Annotated in this window: 18 protein-coding genes; 4 read left to right on the plus strand and 14 right to left on the minus strand. The window is 72.6% G+C overall.

What is annotated here, in order from left to right; genetic code table 11:
• Nucleotides 1-294: 294 nt before the first annotated feature.
• Complete coding sequence (locus A6Q79_RS08735; RefSeq protein ID WP_286689691.1) at nt 295-549, plus strand: helix-turn-helix domain-containing protein; 255 nt, start codon at nt 295-297, stop codon at nt 547-549.
• 37 nt (nt 550-586) lie between these two features.
• On the opposite strand, the gene A6Q79_RS08740 is transcribed toward A6Q79_RS08735, so the two are convergent.
• Complete coding sequence (locus tag A6Q79_RS08740) at nt 587-1084, minus strand: hypothetical protein (protein WP_286689692.1); 498 nt, start codon at nt 1082-1084, stop codon at nt 587-589.
• Nucleotides 1085-1199: 115 nt separating this feature from the next.
• Between A6Q79_RS08740 and A6Q79_RS08745 the strand changes: the two genes are divergently transcribed.
• Both A6Q79_RS08745 and A6Q79_RS08750 read left to right on the plus strand, forming a co-directional pair.
• On the plus strand, nt 1200-1817 hold the full coding sequence (locus A6Q79_RS08745; RefSeq protein ID WP_289017061.1) for a LysM domain-containing protein: 618 nt from the start codon (nt 1200-1202) through the stop codon (nt 1815-1817).
• A complete protein-coding gene (locus A6Q79_RS08750; protein WP_067855492.1) occupies nt 1814-2302 on the plus strand; it encodes an Rv3235 family protein in 489 nt (162 codons plus the stop codon). The genes A6Q79_RS08745 and A6Q79_RS08750 overlap by 4 nt, the downstream gene beginning before the upstream one ends.
• A gap of 72 nt (nt 2303-2374) precedes the next feature.
• On the opposite strand, the gene secA is transcribed toward A6Q79_RS08750, so the two are convergent.
• From secA to A6Q79_RS08810, 12 genes are all read right to left on the minus strand, one after another.
• On the minus strand, nt 2375-5080 hold the full coding sequence (gene secA, locus A6Q79_RS08755; RefSeq protein WP_286689704.1) for a preprotein translocase subunit SecA: 2706 nt from the start codon (nt 5078-5080) through the stop codon (nt 2375-2377).
• Between the two features lie 99 nt (nt 5081-5179).
• On the minus strand, nt 5180-6394 hold the full coding sequence (locus A6Q79_RS08760; protein ID WP_286689694.1) for a winged helix-turn-helix domain-containing protein: 1215 nt from the start codon (nt 6392-6394) through the stop codon (nt 5180-5182).
• Nucleotides 6395-6452: 58 nt separating this feature from the next.
• Nucleotides 6453-7118, minus strand: a complete 666-nt coding sequence (locus tag A6Q79_RS08765; RefSeq protein WP_236749822.1) for a response regulator transcription factor — start codon at nt 7116-7118, stop codon at nt 6453-6455.
• Between the two features lie 32 nt (nt 7119-7150).
• Nucleotides 7151-7807 carry a ribosome-associated translation inhibitor RaiA gene (gene raiA / locus A6Q79_RS08770; RefSeq protein WP_286689695.1) on the minus strand — a complete coding sequence of 219 codons (657 nt, stop codon included), beginning with the start codon at nt 7805-7807 and terminating at the stop codon, nt 7151-7153.
• 100 nt (nt 7808-7907) lie between these two features.
• A complete protein-coding gene (locus A6Q79_RS08775) occupies nt 7908-8570 on the minus strand; it encodes a ComF family protein (RefSeq protein WP_286689696.1) in 663 nt (220 codons plus the stop codon).
• 83 nt (nt 8571-8653) lie between these two features.
• On the minus strand, nt 8654-10360 hold the full coding sequence (locus tag A6Q79_RS08780) for a GerMN domain-containing protein (RefSeq protein ID WP_286689697.1): 1707 nt from the start codon (nt 10358-10360) through the stop codon (nt 8654-8656).
• A complete protein-coding gene (gene mtrB, locus A6Q79_RS08785) occupies nt 10357-11745 on the minus strand; it encodes an MtrAB system histidine kinase MtrB (protein WP_317697824.1) in 1389 nt (462 codons plus the stop codon). The genes A6Q79_RS08780 and mtrB overlap by 4 nt, the downstream gene beginning before the upstream one ends.
• Before the next feature lie 61 nt (nt 11746-11806).
• The gene (gene mtrA, locus A6Q79_RS08790) at nt 11807-12526 is read right to left on the minus strand and encodes an MtrAB system response regulator MtrA (RefSeq protein ID WP_067855469.1); all 720 of its coding nucleotides are present in this window, start codon (nt 12524-12526) and stop codon (nt 11807-11809) included.
• A gap of 52 nt (nt 12527-12578) precedes the next feature.
• On the minus strand, nt 12579-14021 hold the full coding sequence (gene ahcY, locus A6Q79_RS08795; protein WP_193786277.1) for an adenosylhomocysteinase: 1443 nt from the start codon (nt 14019-14021) through the stop codon (nt 12579-12581).
• A gap of 42 nt (nt 14022-14063) precedes the next feature.
• A complete protein-coding gene (locus tag A6Q79_RS08800) occupies nt 14064-14234 on the minus strand; it encodes a Trm112 family protein (protein ID WP_083516268.1) in 171 nt (56 codons plus the stop codon).
• Nucleotides 14235-14254: 20 nt separating this feature from the next.
• Nucleotides 14255-15616, minus strand: a complete 1362-nt coding sequence (locus A6Q79_RS08805; RefSeq protein WP_286689698.1) for a phosphomannomutase/phosphoglucomutase — start codon at nt 15614-15616, stop codon at nt 14255-14257.
• Nucleotides 15617-15997, minus strand: coding sequence for a DUF3499 domain-containing protein (locus A6Q79_RS08810; RefSeq protein ID WP_308207082.1), 381 nt, complete (start codon nt 15995-15997; stop codon nt 15617-15619). It abuts the gene before it with no gap.
• A 3-nt stretch (nt 15998-16000) separates the two neighbouring features.
• Between A6Q79_RS08810 and A6Q79_RS08815 the strand changes: the two genes are divergently transcribed.
• Complete coding sequence (locus A6Q79_RS08815) at nt 16001-16450, plus strand: metallopeptidase family protein (RefSeq protein WP_144433670.1); 450 nt, start codon at nt 16001-16003, stop codon at nt 16448-16450.
• A 12-nt stretch (nt 16451-16462) separates the two neighbouring features.
• On the opposite strand, the gene A6Q79_RS08820 is transcribed toward A6Q79_RS08815, so the two are convergent.
• Nucleotides 16463-17125: DUF5719 family protein (locus A6Q79_RS08820; protein WP_317697840.1), on the minus strand; the 663-nt coding region annotated here is incomplete at its 5' end.

The raw sequence follows: 17125 nt of genomic DNA on the forward strand, positions 1-17125 counted from the left end.
CCACGGACGCGCCGAGCACCGTCGCGCCGAGCACGAGCAGCACCCCGAGGACCAGCCGCGGGTCCGTCCAGGGCTGCTGCCTCAGCCGCGCGGCGGGCCCGCCCGACGCCCCCACCGGTACCGCACCGCTCCTGCTGCCGTCGCCACCTGGCCGTGGCCCCCGCCCGATCACCATGGCCCGTTTCTACTGCGATGGCAGCGATGTCGTCCAGCACGGGGGTGTGGATCGGGACGTCCGTCCACAGCCCCGAGACGGTCACGGCCGGTGACACCAGGCCGTGGGAGCATGGGCCCATGTCCGATGCGACTCCTCGGTTCCTCACCCTCGCCGACGTGGCCGAGGTGCTGAACGTGACGGTGCGCCAGGTGTACGCGTTGGTGCGCTCGGGCGAGCTGAAGGGCATCCAGATCGGCGGACGGAACCAGTGGCGGGTCGAGAACGACCAGCTCGAGGACTACATCCGCCGCCAGTACGCCCGCGCCGAGCAGGCCGTCGCCGAGCTGTCGGACGCCGACCTCGCCGACCAGCCCGACGACGTCACGCGCTGACGGCGACCAGCCCCGGCAGGCTCATCGGGCCACCAGCTCACTGGCCCAGCGTGACCACGGCGAGGGCGCGCAGGGGCACGAGCAGGTCACGCTCGGCCGTGCGCAGCACGACGCCACCGTCGACGACCCGCACCACCTGCGCGCGCAGGGTCGCGCCGTCGGTCCTGACCACCCGGACCTCGTCGCCGTCGTCGCGCAGCCGGCGGAGCACGTGCGGCCAGCCCAGCCGGGCGTCGACCGTGGACGGTGCCGGAGCGCGGCCGTCGGTGCGCACGCCGGTCACCGCGTCGATCGCGACCACGTGCTCGACGCTGCCGGCGTCGAGGCGCACGAGCCGGTCGTTCGCGAACCGGACCTCGCCGGCCAGCCGACCGGCGCCCAGCAGCTCCAGCTCCACGTAACCGCCGAGCAGCGAGCGCCACGGCGTCCGTGACCACTCCTCGTCGCGCAGCTCCGCGACCAGGGCGTCGCGCTCGAGGAGGGCGTCGTCGTCGAGCGACGCCTCGAGCTCGGCGAACAGACGCTCCCAGCGCATGCCAGCACCGTACCCCCGTCCCATCCCCGGCCTCACCTGTGCACGAGGCCTTGACCTCATGCGTCTTCCGACCTTCGATGTCATCAAACGTCGTCAAACGTCAGGAAACAGCATCATGCGTCTTCGGTGGTCCGGTCACCTGTGCTGGCTCGTCTCGGTCCTGGTGCTCCTCGTGCGGGTTCCGTCCGTGGAGCGCACCGTCGCGGGCCTGGGAGCATCGTCGTTCCCGACGGCGCTCACCTCCCTGCTCGAGCTCGTCCTCCTCACGATCGCGGCCTGGGCCGCCGTCGCGCTCGGCCTCGGTCTCGTCGGCGGCCGCGCGGCGGTCGTCGCGGCGCGGCTGCTGCCCCGTGCCGTCCGCGGCGCGCTGGTCGCCGGCGTCGTCACCACGCTGTCGGTCGGCACGGCGCACGCCGCTACGTCGCCGTCGCCCGACCCGAGTCCCGCCGCATCGACGCTCGACGGCCTCGTGCTCCCCGACCGCCCCGCGTCGGAGGTCCACGACACCCCGCCGGTGGGACCGCCGACGCAGCCGCCCCCCGACACCGTGGTGGTGGCTCCAGGCGACTCGCTCTGGAGCATCGCCGCGTCACGTTCAGGCCCCCGCGCGAGCGTCGCCGACGTCGCCACGTCGACGGAGCAGTGGCACCAGGAGAACCGCGAGGTGGTCGGGCCCGACCCGGACCTGCTCCAGCCAGGACAACGCCTCACGGCACCGCGGGAGCCGGCATGAGGACGTCGACGGAGCTGCGCTCCCCCGCCCGGTTCGTCACCGACGAGGACGCCCTGCCGGCGCAGCTCCCGCTGCCGCTGCCTGGTTCGCCCACCTCGGTCGTGCCGGTGCCGCAGACCCGCGACGGGGAGGAGCTGGCCCGACAGCTGCGAGCACCGCTGGCCCGGTTCATGCAGGGCGTGACCGAGGTGCTGTGCGGCGGACGTCCCGCCCGGCAGCTGTCGGCGTGGATGACGCCCGACGCGTACCGCGCACTGGTGACGGCGCTCGTGCGGCAGGGTCGCGTCCCGACGCGTCAGGACCGTCGACCCGCGGGCGGTCGACTCGCGTCGGTGCACCTGTCGGTCGTGAGCGAGCGCGCCGTCGAGGTCACGGGCCGCATGGTGCACCGCGGACGCTCGCACGCGATCGCCGTCCGGCTCGAGCTCGTCACCTCGCCGCGCGGTCGCGCGGTGTGGACCTGCACCGCGCTCGAGTGGGCCTGACCCCACCGGGCGACACGACGAAGGGCCCGCACCGTCGAGACGGTGCGGGCCCTTCCACGTCGGCGAGGCCGGTCAGCGGTTGCGCTTGCGCGACTGGCGCGCCGCCTTCGACTTCTGCCGTGCCTTCGACTTCTGGTTGGCCTGGCGCTGCTTGTCGCCGGCCGGCTCCTCGGTCTCGCTGTGCACCTCGACGTCGCCGTCCTCCGACGGGGCGGAGTAGGACAGCTTCTGCTCGCCCTTCGGCTCCAGGCCCTTGGCCTGCAGGTGCGGGTGCTCCTCGTCATCGGCCGGGGTCTCCTCGACCTGGACGTCGAGGTTGAACAGGAAGCCGACGGACTCCTCGGCGATGCCGTCCATCATGGCGCTGAACAGCTCGTAGCCCTCGCGCTGGTACTCCACGAGCGGGTCGCGCTGGGAGTAGGCGCGCAGGCCGATGCCCTCGCGCAGGTAGTCCATCTCGTAGAGGTGCTCACGCCACTTGCGATCGAGGACGCTGAGCACCACACGACGCTCCAGCTCGCGGGTGACCGGGGCGCCGAGCTCCTCCTCGCGACGGTCGTACGCCGTCAGCGCGTCGGCCGTGATCGTCTCGACGAGCGACTCGCGCGAGAGCGCCTCACGGCCGCCCGCCTCGTCCTCGACCTCCTCGATCGTCAACGACACCGGGTAGAGCGTGCGCAGCGCGGTCCACAGCTGCTCGAGGTCCCACTGCTCGGGGAAGCCCTCGGTGGCACCGTTCACGTAGCCCGTGACGGTGTCGGTGATCATCGTGCGCACCTGGTCCTCCAGGTCGGCGCCCTCGAGCACCTTGCGCCGCTCGCCGTAGATGACCTCGCGCTGGCGGCTCATCACGTCGTCGTACTTGAGGATGTTCTTGCGGGTCTCGAAGTTCTGCGCCTCGACCTGCGTCTGGGCCGACGCGATCGCGTTCGTGACGCGCTTGTTCTCGATCGGGACGTCGTCGGGGATCTTCATCGTCTGCAGAACCCAGTTGACCCAGTCGGCCTTGAACAGGCGCATGAGGTCGTCCTCGAGCGACAGGTAGAAGCGGGTCTCGCCCGGGTCGCCCTGACGGCCGGACCGACCACGCAGCTGGTTGTCGATGCGGCGCGACTCGTGGCGCTCGGTGCCGATGACGGCGAGGCCGCCGGCTGCCTGCACCGCCTCCTTCTCCTCGGCGACCTGCGCCTCGATGCGCTCCAGCGTCGCCGGCCAGGCCGCCGAGTACTCCTCGGCGTTCTCGAGCGGGTCGAGACCCTGCTTGCGCAGCTCGGCGTCGGCCAGGAACTCGACGCTGCCGCCGAGCATGATGTCGGTGCCTCGACCGGCCATGTTGGTGGCGACGGTGACGGCGCCGCGGTGACCGGCGACGGCGACGATCGCGGCCTCGCGCTCGTGCTGCTTGGCGTTGAGCACCTCGTGCGGGATGCCGCGCTTCTTCAGCAGCTTGGACAGCCGCTCGCTCTTCTCGACGCTCGTGGTGCCGACGAGGATCGGCTGGCCCGTGGCGTGGCGCTCCTCGATGTCGGCGACGACGGCGTCGAACTTGGCGGCCTCCGTGCGGTAGACGAGGTCGGGCTGGTCGATGCGCGAGACCGGCTTGTTGGTCGGGATCGGGACGACGCCGAGCTTGTAGGTCTTGTCGAACTCGCTCGCCTCGGTCATGGCCGTACCGGTCATGCCGCCGAGCTTGTCGTAGAGCCGGAAGTAGTTCTGCAGCGTGATGGTGGCGAGCGTCTGGTACTCCTCGCGGATGCGCACGCCCTCCTTGGCCTCGATCGCCTGGTGCAGGCCCTCGTTGTAGCGACGGCCGTCGAGGATGCGTCCGGTGTGCTCGTCGACGATGATCACGTTGCCGTCGATGACGACGTAGTCCTTGTCGCGCTTGAACAGCTCCTTGGCCTTGATGGCGTTGTTGAGGAAGCTGATGAGCGGGGTGTTGACCGCGTCGTAGAGGTTGTCGATGCCGAGCTGGTCCTCGACCTTGTCGATGCCCTCCTCGGTGACGGAGACGGTGCGCTTCTTCTCGTCGACCTCGTAGTGGGTGTCGATGCTCATCGCGCCGACGATCCGCGCGAACTCGCCGTACCACTTGACCTCGTCCTCGGTGGGGCCCGAGATGATGAGCGGCGTGCGCGCCTCGTCGATGAGGATGGAGTCGACCTCGTCGACGATGGCGAAGTTGTGGCCCCGCTGGACGCAGGCCGCGATGTCATCGGCCATGTTGTCGCGCAGGTAGTCGAAGCCGAACTCGTTGTTCGTGCCGTAGGTGATGTCGCACGCGTAGGCGTCGCGACGCTCCGGCGGCGTCATGTTCGGCAGGATCATGCCGACGCTGAGGCCGAGGTAGGTGTAGACGCGGCCCATCCACTCCGCGTGGTAGCGCGCCAGGTAGTCGTTGACGGTGATGACGTGGACGCCCTTGCCCGACAGCGCGTTGAGGTAGCTGGGCAGGGTCGCGACGAGGGTCTTGCCCTCACCGGTCTTCATCTCGGCGATGTTCCCGAGGTGCAGCGCGGCGCCGCCCTGCACCTGCACGTCGAAGTGCCGCTGGCCGAGCACGCGGCTGGCCGCCTCGCGCACCGTCGCGAACGCCTCCGGCATGAGGTCGTCGAGGGTCTCACCCTGGTCGAGCCGCTCCCGGAACTCGGCGGTCATGCCGCGGAGCTCGTCCTCGCTCATGGCGCGGAACTCGTCCTCGAGGGCGTTGACCTGCTTCGAGATCGCGGCGAGCTGACGAAGGATCTTGCCTTCGCCGGCGCGGAGGATCTTGTCGATGACCTTGGGCACGGTGGACGCACTCCTGAGTTGGTGAGACGGACCTCTCGCAGTGTATGCCGCGGGACCAGCACCGCGGGCACGGGTGGCGCGCTGGGGCTACACGAGCGCGCGGACGTCCGCCGCGAGGTCGCCCCGCTCGCCGACCTCGATGGCGCCGAGGGCCAGCCAGCGCGCCATGGTCCGCAGCTCCTCGGCCAGCTCGACCGCGGTGTCGGCCGGGGCGCCGGGCTCGGACCAGGCCCCGTGGACGACGAGCGTGCCGCGGGCGCGGTCCGCCTTGAGGTCGACCCGCGCGACGATCGCGTCGCCGAGCAGGAACGGCAGCACGTAGTAGCCGTACTCGCGCTGCGCCTCGGGCACGTAGATCTCGATGCGGTAGCGGAAGCCGAAGAGGCGCTCGGTGCGCTCGCGCTCGAAGACGAGCGGGTCGAAGGGGCTGAGGAGCGTCCGGGCGCGCACCGCGCGGGGGCGCGCCGCCTCGTGGTGCAGCCAGGCGGGTCGGTCCCAGCCCTGCACGCGCACGGGCAGCAGCACGCCCGCGTCGGCGAGGTCCTCGACGGCGGCACGGGTCGGGTCCGGAGCCGAGCGGAAGTAGTCGCGCAGGCACGGGAGGGTCGCGACGCCGTGCGCCCGGGCGGCGTGCTCGACCATCACGCGGTGCGCCTCGGCCTCGTCGAGCGCGGGGCGTGCGAGGACGTCGGCGGGGATGACCCGCTCGGGGAGGTCGTACTCACGCTCGAACTGCGCCGTGCGGCGCGCCGACGTCAGGCGTCCGCCGTGGAACAGGAACTCGAGGGCATTCTTCGTGGCCGTCCAGTTCCAGCCCCAGTGCGAGCGGTCGCGCTCGCGCTCCTGCCCCAGCGCCGCGTCGACCTGGCGCGCGGTGAGCGGACCGTGCTCGGCGACGTGCGCCAGGACGGCGTCGACGAGCTCCGGCTGCTCGCGGGCGACGCGGTCGGGCCCGCCCCACAGCCCGCGCCGGGACGCCATCCGGTGCTGCATGGCGGGCCACAGGTCGACGTCGACGAAGGTGGCCACGTGCGCCCAGTACTCGAACATGAGCCGCGGCGACCGGCCGGCCGCCCGGTGGAACAGCTCGAGGTCGTAGGGGCCGCACCGCGAGTACAGCGGCAGGTGGTGGGCCCGCTGGAGCACGTTGACCGAGTCGATCTGGAAGAAGCCGAGCCGGCGCAGCGTGCTGCGCAGGTGGGGTCGTGCGACGGTGGCCGGCCGGGCGCGGGTGAACCCCTGCGCGGCGAGCGCGACCCGACGGGCCTGCAGCGTGGTGAGACGTTCGGTCACGTCGAGCATCCTGCCGGGCGGCACCGACACCGGCGCCGCGGCCCCGCGCGAGGAGGCTGGAGCGCGCTCAGACCGGGTCGTCGAGCAGGTTGCTGCGCACGGCGTACATGGCGGCCTCCATGCGCGACTTCATCTGCAGCTTCTCGAGCATGTTGCGGATGTGGTTCTTGACCGTGTTCTCGCTGATGAACAGCTCCTCGGCGATCTCGCGGTTGCTGAGCCCCTTGGCGACGAGCCGCAGCACCTGCAGCTCGCGGGCGGTCAGCTGCGCGGTGGCCGGGGCCGGGCTGCGCGACATCTGCACGAACTCATCGAGCAGCTTCGTCGCCATGCTCGGGCTGATCAGCGACTGGCCGGCCGCGACGAGGCGCACGGCCTCGGCGACCTGGTCGTAGGTCGAGCCGTCCTTCAGCAGGTAGCCGGACGCACCGCTGCGGATCGACTCGTAGAGGTCGGACTCCTCGTCGCTCGCGGTGAGCATGATGATGCCCGTCGACGGCGAGATCGACTTGATGGTCTTGCAGACCTCGACGCCGGAACGCCCCGGCATCCGCACGTCGAGGAGCACCACGTCGGCGGGTGTCTCCTCGACGGCCGCGATGGCCTGGTCGCCGTCACCGACCTCGACGAGCTCGAGGTCGGCATCGGCGCCCAGGACCATCGACACGCCGCGCCGGAAGAGCTCCTGGTCGTCGACGAGCAGCACGCGGATGCGGGGCGCCCGAGAAGTCACCCGTGCATCATGCCACGCACGAGCGGCATCCGTCAGGGGGCGACGTCGCCCGACAGGTCGCCGGACTCGTCGACGTCGAGGTGGATGACTCCGTAGTCGTAGCCCTTGCGGAGGTACACGACGCTGGGTCGCATCGAGTCCTTCTCGAGGAACAGGTAGAAGTCGTGACCGACGAGCTCCATCTCGTAGAGCGCCTGCTCGAGGGTCATGGGGACGCCCTGGTGGGTCTTCTCGCGCACCACGAGCGGGCAGTCGCCCTGCACCTGGACGCCGGCGATCGTGGTCGTCTCGACATCGGTGTCGTCGCCGGACCCGTCGAGCAGGCCCGACGGCACCTCGGCGGGCATCTCCGCGATGGAGACGGGCCGGCGCTTGCCGTGGCTGATGCGCTTGCGGTCGGCGGCGCGACGCAGCCGGGCCTCGAGCTTGTCGATGGCCGCGTCGAGCGCGGAGTGCTGGTCGGTCGAGCTGGCCTCGGCCCGGACCGCCGGGCCTCGTGACCGGAGGGTCATCTCCACGCGCGCGGCCTGCTCGTGCTGCCGCGGGTTCTTCTCGTGCGTGACCTCGACCTCGACGCGGTTGATCTTCTGGCGCTGGTCGTACTTCTCGACCCGGTGCAGCTTCTCCTCGACGTGCTGGCGGAACCGGTCGGAGATCTCGCTGTTGCGGCCGTTGACGACGATTTCCATGGGGGCCTCCCTGCGCTCGGTCGTGCGATGTTTACATGCCACCGAACTTAGACCGACCGGCGCGCGGACACCAGAGGAACACGGAGTTCCTCGACGACCTTCAGGAACGAGCCGCCGTCGGGGCGGGTCGCGCGGCGGCGACGGCGGCGCCGAGGACGCTGGTGCCACCGGCCGCGAGCACCCGCACCGCCTCGGCGAGCGTCGCGCCGGTGGTGACGACGTCGTCGACGAGCACGACGTCGGCGGTCCCCGGGACCGCGCGGCGCGACCGACGCAGCGCGCCGTCGAGGTTGGCCCGACGGTCGCGCGCGCCCAGCCCCACCTGGTCGCGCGGCTGCCGCTCGATGGCGAGGGCGGGCACGACCACGGCCGGCAGGCCGACGTCGACCAGCACCTGCGCGGCGTGCCCGGCCGCCTGGCCGACGAGGTCGCCCCCGCGCCGCCGACGGCTGCGCCGGGTGGTCGGCACGGGCACGAGCACGACCCGGTCGCCCGGGCCGAGCGCGCACACGGACGCGGCGAGGAGCGTCCCGAGCACGGGGGTCAGCCGCGTGTGCCCGCGGCGCTTCCAGGCCAGCACGACCTCGCGCAGCACGCCGTCGTGCTCACCCGCCGCCACGACGGGCACCGGCCCGCCGTCGATGAGTCGCGGCTCGGGCCGCAGCGCCGCGCGGCACCGGGGACACAGGTCGAGCGCGACCCGCCCGCACCCGGCGCAGGCGGCCCCGAGGGCGAGGTCGGCCGCGGCGAGCCAGGAGTCCATGCGGCCAGGGTGGACCGCTCGGCGCACGGTCCGCCGACCCCGTCACGTGCCTGTGGACGCGGCCGTGGTGGAGCCGGTGCCGCTCAGCCGCCTGGGGACAGCGACGCGACCCGGGTGATGCCGAGCCGGGTCCAGGTCGAGTCCGGGCCGAGGTACCAGAGCCGGTCGCGCCGGTCGACCGCCCAGCGACGCTCGCCCTGCACGACGAGCGTCCGCGGTGCGACGTCGGGCAGGATCGGTGCCCCGCCGGCGGCGCCTCCCTCGAGGGACGTGCCGTCGACGAGGCCCTCGAAGACCTGCCGGCCGAGCTCGGTGTCGCCGAAGAACGCGAGCCGCACGCCGTCGACGAACCCGACCGACGACGGCCGCCCCACCTGCCAGGGCAGGGCGCGGCTGGGCCCGAGCCCGACCAGGGCGTCGTCGCCCGAGCGCTGGACCGCACCGACCCGCACACGACCGTCGACGCCGCCCGTGGTCACCGCGTACCGGGCGCCGTCGGGAGAGATCGCGAAGGAGGTGACGTCGAGGCCCGCCAGGCCCCCGAGCGGGAGCATGCGCGTGGCCTGCGGCTCGACGACCCGGACCCGCGGACCGCCGCCGGGGCGGTCGACGACGACGAGGGTGTCGCCGGTGGTCCACCAGGCCGAGACGAGCCGGTCGACGGCCACCTCGACGCGGTCGGTCCCCGTCGTGCGGCGCACGAGCAGCCGCTCACGGTCGCGCGAGAGGGTCGCGAGCCGCTGCGGTCCGACCACCAGCTCGGCGGTCTCGTCGGGGTCGACGTCCCAGACGGCAGGCAGGTCACGCAGACGGCGACCGTCGAGCTCGGCCGCCTCGCGACGTCGTCCGTCGACCACGACGTACGGCTCGCCCTGCTCGCGGGGGCCGTAGCGCGACCACGAGCCCATCGACTGCACGGCACCGCCGGTCGGGGTCAGGGTGGTCGTGCCGGCGCCGACCCGCACGCCCTTGACGTCGGACACCTGGCGCAACGTCCAGACCAGCTGGGCCGACAGCCGTCCCTGGTCGAGGGGCGAGAGGTCGGCGGCGGAGGCACCGAGGTCGACCTCGGCCACGCCGTCGCGGTCGACCGGCACCGCAGGGCGCAGGTCGCCCAGCCCGGGCAGGTAGGTGCGCTGCTGCGCCCCGGGGTCGGAGGGTCCGCGGGCGAGGGAGGCGACGAGGGCGGTGGCCAGCTGCTCCCCCGCCGGGAGGTGGACGGCCGACGCCACGAGCCGCGAGCCCGTCGGGTCGAAGAAGTACACCTGGAAGGCCCGGTAGTAGTCGGTGTAGAACTTCTCGGTCACCAGCAGGCCGGGCGGCGGCTCGGAGATCCGCCACTCGCCGTCGACCCGCTGCAGGGCGAGGTCCCAGCTCGCCGGGCCGGCCCCGTCGGCGACCCGCCCCGACGGGTTCAGCCGCAGCTCGCGCTGCGTCGTGAGCCGGACCCGCGCCGACGTGCTGCCCGTCCGCAGCTCCGCGACCGAGGGGTCGCGGTACACCTGCGTGCCGGCAGCGGGGTTCCAGCGCCGCGCCGCGTCCTCCGTCAGGTACCGCTCGGCGACACCGGTGGAGGGCGGGAACGCCAGCATGGCGTCGAGGTAGCCCGCCACGACCTGCTGCGGCGTGGCCCCCGGGCTCGGCGGCGCGGGCGCGTAGAGCGCCGTGCTCTGCTCGAAGCCCTCGTTCTCGCGCACCTGCCGCACGGGGCCGCCGGTGGGGATCGCCGAGCACGCGGACACGACCGCGAGCAGCGCCACGACGACGGTGGTGCGGACGGCGCGTGTCACGCGAACACCCGCTGGACGACCGGGGCGGGCGCCGTGCTGCGGCGGGCGGGGTCGACGACGCGCGGGAGCGTCAGCACGAACTCGCTGCCCTCCCCGGGGCGCCCCCACGCCTGCAGCGTGCCTCCGTGCAGCACCGCGTCCTCGCGCGCGATCGCCAGCCCGAGCCCGGTGCCACCCTGGGTGCGGGCCGGGTCGGCGCGCCAGAACCGGTCGAAGACCCGCAGGTTCTCGTCGCCGCGCAGACCGACGCCGAAGTCGCGCACCGCGATGGACACGGCGAAGCCGTCCTGGGCCACCTCGATCTCCACCACGTCGGAGCCGCTGTACTTCACCGCGTTCGCGAGGAGGTTGCGCACCACCCGGTCGATGCGGCGGATGTCGGCCTGCACGACCGCCGGACGGTCGGCCCCGACCGTGCGGCCGATGATGCCGGCGCGCTCCAGCAGCGGGTCGGCCGCCGCCGCCCGCGCCACGCGCGCCAGGTCGACGTCGGCGAGGTCGAGCCGCGCGGCTCCCGCGTCGAAGCGGCTCAGGTCGAGCAGCTGGGTGAGCAGCTCCTCGAAGCGGTCGAGCTCACGCTTGAGCAGCTCGGCCGAGCGCGCGCTCTGCGGGTCGAACCGGTCGCGCGCGTCGAAGAGCAGCTCGCTGGCCATCTGCACCGTCGTGAGCGGGGTCCGGAGCTCGTGGGACACGTCGGACACGAACCGCTGCTGCAGCCGCGAGAGGTCCTCCAGGCGCCGGATCTGGCTCTGCAGGCTCGCCGCCATCTGGTTGAACGACGTGGAGAGCCGCGCGATGTCGTCCTCGCCGCTCACGTGCATGCGCTGCTCGAGGCTGCCGGCGGCGTAGCGCTCGGCGATGCGGCGGGCCAGCCGCACGGGCGTCAGCACCTGGCGCGACACGATGAACGCCACGCCGCCGACCATGACCACCATCGCCAGCCCGCCGACCAGGAGGGCGTTGCGCACCAGGCTGAGGGTCTGCTGCTGCTCGGTGAGCGGGAAGAGGTAGAAGAGCGCGTAGGTGTCGCCGGTGCCGGGCGCCCGCAGCCGGCTGCCGACGACCACGGCGGGACGCGAGCCCGACCCGATGAGCGAGAGCTCGGAGTAGCGCCAGAAGACCCCCGGTCGCTCGATCACCTGGCTGCGCAGGTCCGGCGGCAGCGAGCCGGGCGCGAGCCGCCCGGACGCGCGGACCGGCGGCGCGCCGCTGCCCGAGCGGAGCGGTCCCTCGAGCACCAGCTCGTAGGACCGGCTGCCGCTGTCGGTCTCGGTGACCGCGTCGACGAGCTGGGTCAGGGTGGCGGCCTGGGCCTGCGGCTGGGTCTCGACCCAGCCGACGAGCCCGACGACGATGGCCACGAGCAGCACGGTGCTCGTGACCACCCGGGCCTGCAGTGAACGACGCCACAGCCCGGTGACCCGCCGGATCACGCCGGCCGGCCCGTCATGGGGCCGGTTCGTCGACGAGTGGCGTGGGCGCGATGGCCTGGTAGCCGACGCCGCGCACCGTCCGGATCACCTGCGGCGACTCGGCGTCGTCCTCGATCTTGGAGCGCAGACGGGTCATGTGCACGTTCACGAGCTTGGTGTCGCCGGGGTGGTGGTAGCCCCAGACCCGCTGCAGCAGCACCTCGCGCGTGAACACCTGGTCGGGGTTGGACAGCAGGCAGGCGAGCAGGTCGAACTCCAGCGGCGTCAGGTCGAGCGCCCGCCCCGCGCGGCTGACCGTGTGCGCCCCGGGGTCGAGCTCGATGTCGCCGAAGACGAGCGGCTCGCCGACGGCGTCGTTGCGCCGCAACCGGGCCCGCACCCGCGCCACGAGCTCGGTGTTCTTGAAGGGCTTCGTGATGTAGTCGTCGGCCCCGGCCTCCAGGCCGCGCACCACGTCGAGGGTGTCCGACTTCGCGGTGAGCATGATGATCGGCACCCCCGACGTCGCGCGGATGCGACGGCAGACCTTCATGCCGTCCTGCCCGGGGAGCATGAGGTCGAGCAGCACGACGTCGGGCTTGAAGGACGTGAACACGTCCATGACCTCATCGCCCGTGCGGCAGACCGAGGTGGTGAGCCCCTCGGCCTGGAGCACGATGGTCAGCATCTCGGCGAGCGAGGCGTCGTCGTCGACGACGAGGACACGGTCGCGCTTGCTGCGTCGGTAGCTCATCGCGACCCGCCCCTCACCTGGTGCCGGACCATCGTGCTCCGCCCGGTCGTGCTCAGTAGCGGTAGTGGTCCGACTTGTACGGACCGGCGACGTCGACGCCGAGGTAGGCGGCCTGCTCCTTGCTGAGCTCGGTCAGCTCGACGCCGAGGGCGTCGAGGTGCAGGCGGGCGACCTCCTCGTCGAGGTGCTTCGGCAGCACGTGGACGCCGAGCTCGTACTGGTCGGCCTTCGTGAACAGCTCGACCTGCGCCAGCACCTGGTTGGTGAAGGAGTTGCTCATGACGAACGACGGGTGACCGGTCGCGTTGCCGAGGTTCATGAGGCGGCCCTCGGAGAGCACGATGATCTTCTTGCCCGGCTGGCCGTCCTCGCCCGGGAAGATCCACTGGTGGACCTGGGGCTTGATCTCGTCCTTGACGATGCCGGGGATCTTGGCCAGGCCGGCCATGTTGATCTCGTTGTCGAAGTGGCCGATGTTGGCGACGATCGCCTGGTTCTTCATCGCCTCGAAGTGCTCGACGCGGATGATGTCGAAGTTGCCGGTCGTGGTGATGAAGATGTCGGCGTAGTCGACGACGCTCTCGAGGCGCTTGACCTCGTAGCCGTCCATGGCGGCCTGCAGGGCGCAGATCGGGTCGATCTCGGTGATGATGACACGGGCACCCTGGCCGCGCAGCGACTCCGCCGAGCCCTTGCCGACGTCGCCGTAGCCGCAGACCACGGCGACCTTGCCGCCGATCATGACGTCGGTGGCGCGGTTCAGGCCGTCGACGAGGGAGTGGCGGCAGCCGTACTTGTTGTCGAACTTGCTCTTGGTGACGGAGTCGTTGACGTTGATCGCGGGGAACAGCAGCGTGTTCTCCTTGAAGCGCTCGTACAGACGCAGCACGCCGGTGGTGGTCTCCTCCGAGACGCCCTTGATCATCGGGGCACGCTTCGTCCAGCGCTGCGGGTCGGCCTCGAGCGAGCGGGCCAGCACGCGCAGCACCTCCTTGAACTCCTCGTTGTCCGTGGAGTCCAGCGGCGGCACGGCGCCGACCTTCTCGTACTCGACGCCCAGGTGCAGCAGCATGGTGATGTCGCCACCGTCGTCGAGGAGCATGTTCGGGCCGCCCTCGGCAAAATCGAAGACCTTCTCGGCCTCGTCCCAGTACTCGGCGAGCGTCTCGCCCTTCCAGGCGAACACCGGGACGCCCTGCGGGTCCTCGGGGGTGCCGTGCGGGCCGACGACGACGGCCGCGGCGGCGTGGTCCTGGGTGGAGAAGATGTTGCAGGTCGCCCAGCGGATGTCGGCACCGAGCGCCGCGAGCGTCTCGATCAGCACGGCCGTCTGCACCGTCATGTGCAGCGAACCGGCGATGCGGGCGCCCTTCAGGGGCTGGTCGGCGCCGAAACGCTCGCGCATGGCCATGAGGCCGGGCATCTCGTGCTCGGCGAGCTCGATCTCCTTGCGCCCGAACTCGGCGAGCGACAGGTCAGCGACGTTGAAATCCATGGCCCCCATGCTACCCGGCCCGACGAGGGGTCGGGGACCGAGTCACGCCAACGCGCGCGCCTCCTCGACGAGCATCACCGGGATGCCGTCGCGCACCGGGTAGGCGAGCCGGCAGGCCTGGCACACGAGCTCGGACGCGTCCTGGTCGACGAACAGCGACGACCGGCACTGCGGGCAGACGAGGATCTCCAGGAGCGCGGGGTCGAGGAACATGCTGCGCAGTCTACGGCCGGTCAGGCTCGCACGACCGCGAGCACCTCGTCGCGCACGCGCTCCATGGTGGCGTCGTCGGCGCCCTCGACGTTCAGCCGCAGGAGGGGCTCGGTGTTGGAGGCCCGCACGTTGAACCACCAGTCGTCGGTGGTGACGGTCAGGCCGTCGAGCCGGTCCTGGTGGTGGTCGGCGTACTGGCGCGAGAGCCGTTCGAGGACGGCGTCGGTGTCGTCGACGCGGCTGTTGATCTCGCCGGAGGCGCTGTAGCGCGAGTACTCCTCCATGAGGGCGCTGACGGTGGTCTCGGTCTCCGCGAGCGCGGCGAGCACGTGCAGCGCGGCGAGCATGCCGGAGTCGGCGAGGTAGAACTCGCGGAAGTAGAAGTGTCCGGAGTGCTCGCCGCCGAAGACCGCGCCGGTCCGGGCCATCTCGGCCTTGATGAGCGAGTGCCCGACGGGGGTCCGCACCGGCACGCCGCCGCGCTCGCTGACGATCTCGGGGACGGCGCGCGAGCAGATGACGTTGTGCAGGATCGTCGCGCCGGGCTCCTGGAGCAGGTGCCGGGCGGCCACAAGCGCCGTGATCGTCGACGGCGCCACCACGTCGCCGTGCTCGTCGACGACGAAGCAGCGGTCGGCGTCGCCGTCGAAGGCGAGCCCGAGGTCGGCACCGTGCTCGCGCACGGCGGCCTGCAGGTCCACCAGCGTGCTGTGGTCGAGCGGGTTGGCCTCGTGGTTCGGGAAGGTGCCGTCGAGCTCGAGGTAGAGCCCGATCACCTCGAGGTCGAGGCGGCCGAGCACGGCGGGCACGGTGTGGCCGGCCATGCCGTTGCCGGCGTCGACGACGACCTTCAGGCGACGTCCCTCGACGGGCGCGAGGCCGAGCAGCGTGTCGGCGTAGGTCTGCAGGAACTCCAGGGACTCCAGGGTGCCGGTGGGCTCCGGCACGTCGGCGGGGTCGCGGTCGAGCAGCGGGCTGGCCGCCTCGGCCATGGCGGCCAGGCCGGACGACAGCCCGATCGGGCGCGCGCCGGCTCGGCAGAGCTTGAGCCCGTTGTCGGCGGCCGGGTTGTGGCTGGCCGTGACCATCACGCCGGGCACGTCGAGCACGCCGGAGGCGCAGTAGAGCATGTCGGTGGAGGCGAGGCCGATCTCGACGACGTCGCCCCCGCGCGCGCGGATGCCGTCGGCGACGGCTCCTGCGACCTCCGGCGACGACGCGCGCACGTCGCGGCCGACGACGGCCCGACCACGGCCCTCGGAGATGCCGACCTCGTCGGCGAACGCCTCCCCGAGCGCCCGCGCGATCGCCGGGTCGAGCTGGTCGGGCACCCGACCGCGGACGTCGTAGGCCTTGACGACAGGGCGCAGCCGTGCGTGCATTCAGTCTTCCTTCGGTGGTGGGACGAGCGTGAGTCCGGGAGGTCCTGCTGCGGGGCGAGGACGACGACGTCCGACCTCGCGCACCGCGTCGGCGAGGGCGAGGAGGTCGTCGTGGCTCGGGCGCACCGTCGACGGGTCGGGCGCGAGCCGCAGCACGCTCCAGCCGTTCGGCGCGGACAGCCGACGGCTGTGCTCCTCGCAGAGGTCGTAGGTGTGCGGCTCGGCCGCGGTCGCCAGCGGGCCGAGCACGGCCGTCTGGTCGGCGTAGACGTACGTCAGCGTCGCCACGGCCGGCTGGGAGCACGCGGACCGCGTGCAGCGTCGAACAGCACCCACGGGCCGAGCGTAGCCCGCCGAGGGGTGCGGTGCGGTTAGGCTCACCGCGTGACCCGACGTCTGCAGCACCTCGACGGGACCGTGAGCGGGCCCCGGCCCGGACGGATGCGGACCCGCCGGCGCGACGCACGCGGTCCGCTGGCGCTGCCCGGGCCCTTGTCGCCGCGCAGCGTGCCGGCGCACCGGACGCCGCGCGAGGCGTTCGACCACCTCGTCGCGGGCGTGCTCGCTCCGCTGGCGAAGCACTTCGACGCCGAGCCCGACCAGGTCGAGGTCGTCGTCGAGGACGTGCCGCTGCTGCCGCCGGAGTGGTCCGAGGACGTGCCGCTCAGCAGCGTCGCGCGTCGCGGCGACGTGACGCTCGTGGTGCTCTACCGACGGCCGCTGACCGAGCGGTCCGGCGGGCGGGTCGACCTCGAGGAGCAGGTGTGGGACGTCGTGCTCCACCGGCTCGCCGAGGTCTGGCAGGTCTCCCCCGACGACCTCGACCCGCGCTAGCCGTTCGCCCTGTCAGGGAGCGGGCCGCACGCGGGGCGTGAGCACGTCGACCGGCGCGGCCTGCAGCGCGAGGCTCGCCTGGCGTCCCCCGGCCGTGTACTGCGCCGTGCCGACGACACCGCCGTCGGAGCGGACCAGCACCGAGGACACGCCGTCGAGGTCGAGCACGCGGCCGAGGTCGACCCGCACGGTCGAGCCCGCCGGCACGGACACCTCGGCGCGGTCACGGCGGGCGAGGTCGGGGCCACGGCCCTCCACCACGACGGTGCGGCCGGCGTCGCCGGGCGCCGTGAGGAGGAGGTCGGGCTCGCCGACCGCGCCGCCGACCGGGACGAGCGCCCCGCCCGTCCAGTCGCCGACGTCCTCGAGCACCGAGAGGTCGCCGTCGGACGCGACCGACGCCGACGCCACGACCGGCTCGTCGGAGACGACGCGCAGCGCCGCAGGGCCGTCGCCGACGCTGCCCGGCAGGCTCACCCGCGTGACGCTGCCGGGCCGCACCCGGACCTCGTCGAGACCCTCCGGCGCGAACGTCCCGTCGGGCCCCAGCACCTCCACGCGAGCGCGTGCCGTCGTCTCCCCCGGGTTGAGCACGCTGAGCGTCCGGGTGCCGCGGCCCACGAGGCCGGCGAGCACCACGCGACGCGAGGGCGAGGCCATGGGGCTGACCAGCTC

The sequence above is a fragment of the Aeromicrobium sp. REDSEA-S32_B7 genome, assembly GCF_001626145.1.
In the GTDB taxonomy this organism is placed as follows: Bacteria; Actinomycetota; Actinomycetes; order Propionibacteriales; family Nocardioidaceae; genus Aeromicrobium; species Aeromicrobium erythreum.

What these genes read in the sequence shown, in the direction of transcription:
- A6Q79_RS08735 (WP_286689691.1), top strand. Translation starts at nt 295, where the DNA reads ATGTCCGATGCGACTCCTCGGTTCCTCACCCTCGCCGACGTGGCCGAG.
- A6Q79_RS08740 (WP_286689692.1), bottom strand. Translation starts at nt 1,084, where the DNA reads ATGCGCTGGGAGCGTCTGTTCGCCGAGCTCGAGGCGTCGCTCGACGAC.
- A6Q79_RS08745 (WP_289017061.1), top strand. Translation starts at nt 1,200, where the DNA reads ATGCGTCTTCGGTGGTCCGGTCACCTGTGCTGGCTCGTCTCGGTCCTG.
- A6Q79_RS08750 (WP_067855492.1), top strand. Translation starts at nt 1,814, where the DNA reads ATGAGGACGTCGACGGAGCTGCGCTCCCCCGCCCGGTTCGTCACCGAC.
- A6Q79_RS08760 (WP_286689694.1), bottom strand. Translation starts at nt 6,394, where the DNA reads ATGCTCGACGTGACCGAACGTCTCACCACGCTGCAGGCCCGTCGGGTC.
- raiA (WP_286689695.1), bottom strand. Translation starts at nt 7,807, where the DNA reads ATGGAAATCGTCGTCAACGGCCGCAACAGCGAGATCTCCGACCGGTTC.
- A6Q79_RS08775 (WP_286689696.1), bottom strand. Translation starts at nt 8,570, where the DNA reads ATGGACTCCTGGCTCGCCGCGGCCGACCTCGCCCTCGGGGCCGCCTGC.
- mtrA (WP_067855469.1), bottom strand. Translation starts at nt 12,526, where the DNA reads ATGAGCTACCGACGCAGCAAGCGCGACCGTGTCCTCGTCGTCGACGAC.
- ahcY (WP_193786277.1), bottom strand. Translation starts at nt 14,021, where the DNA reads ATGGATTTCAACGTCGCTGACCTGTCGCTCGCCGAGTTCGGGCGCAAG.
- A6Q79_RS08800 (WP_083516268.1), bottom strand. Translation starts at nt 14,234, where the DNA reads ATGTTCCTCGACCCCGCGCTCCTGGAGATCCTCGTCTGCCCGCAGTGC.
- A6Q79_RS08805 (WP_286689698.1), bottom strand. Translation starts at nt 15,616, where the DNA reads ATGCACGCACGGCTGCGCCCTGTCGTCAAGGCCTACGACGTCCGCGGT.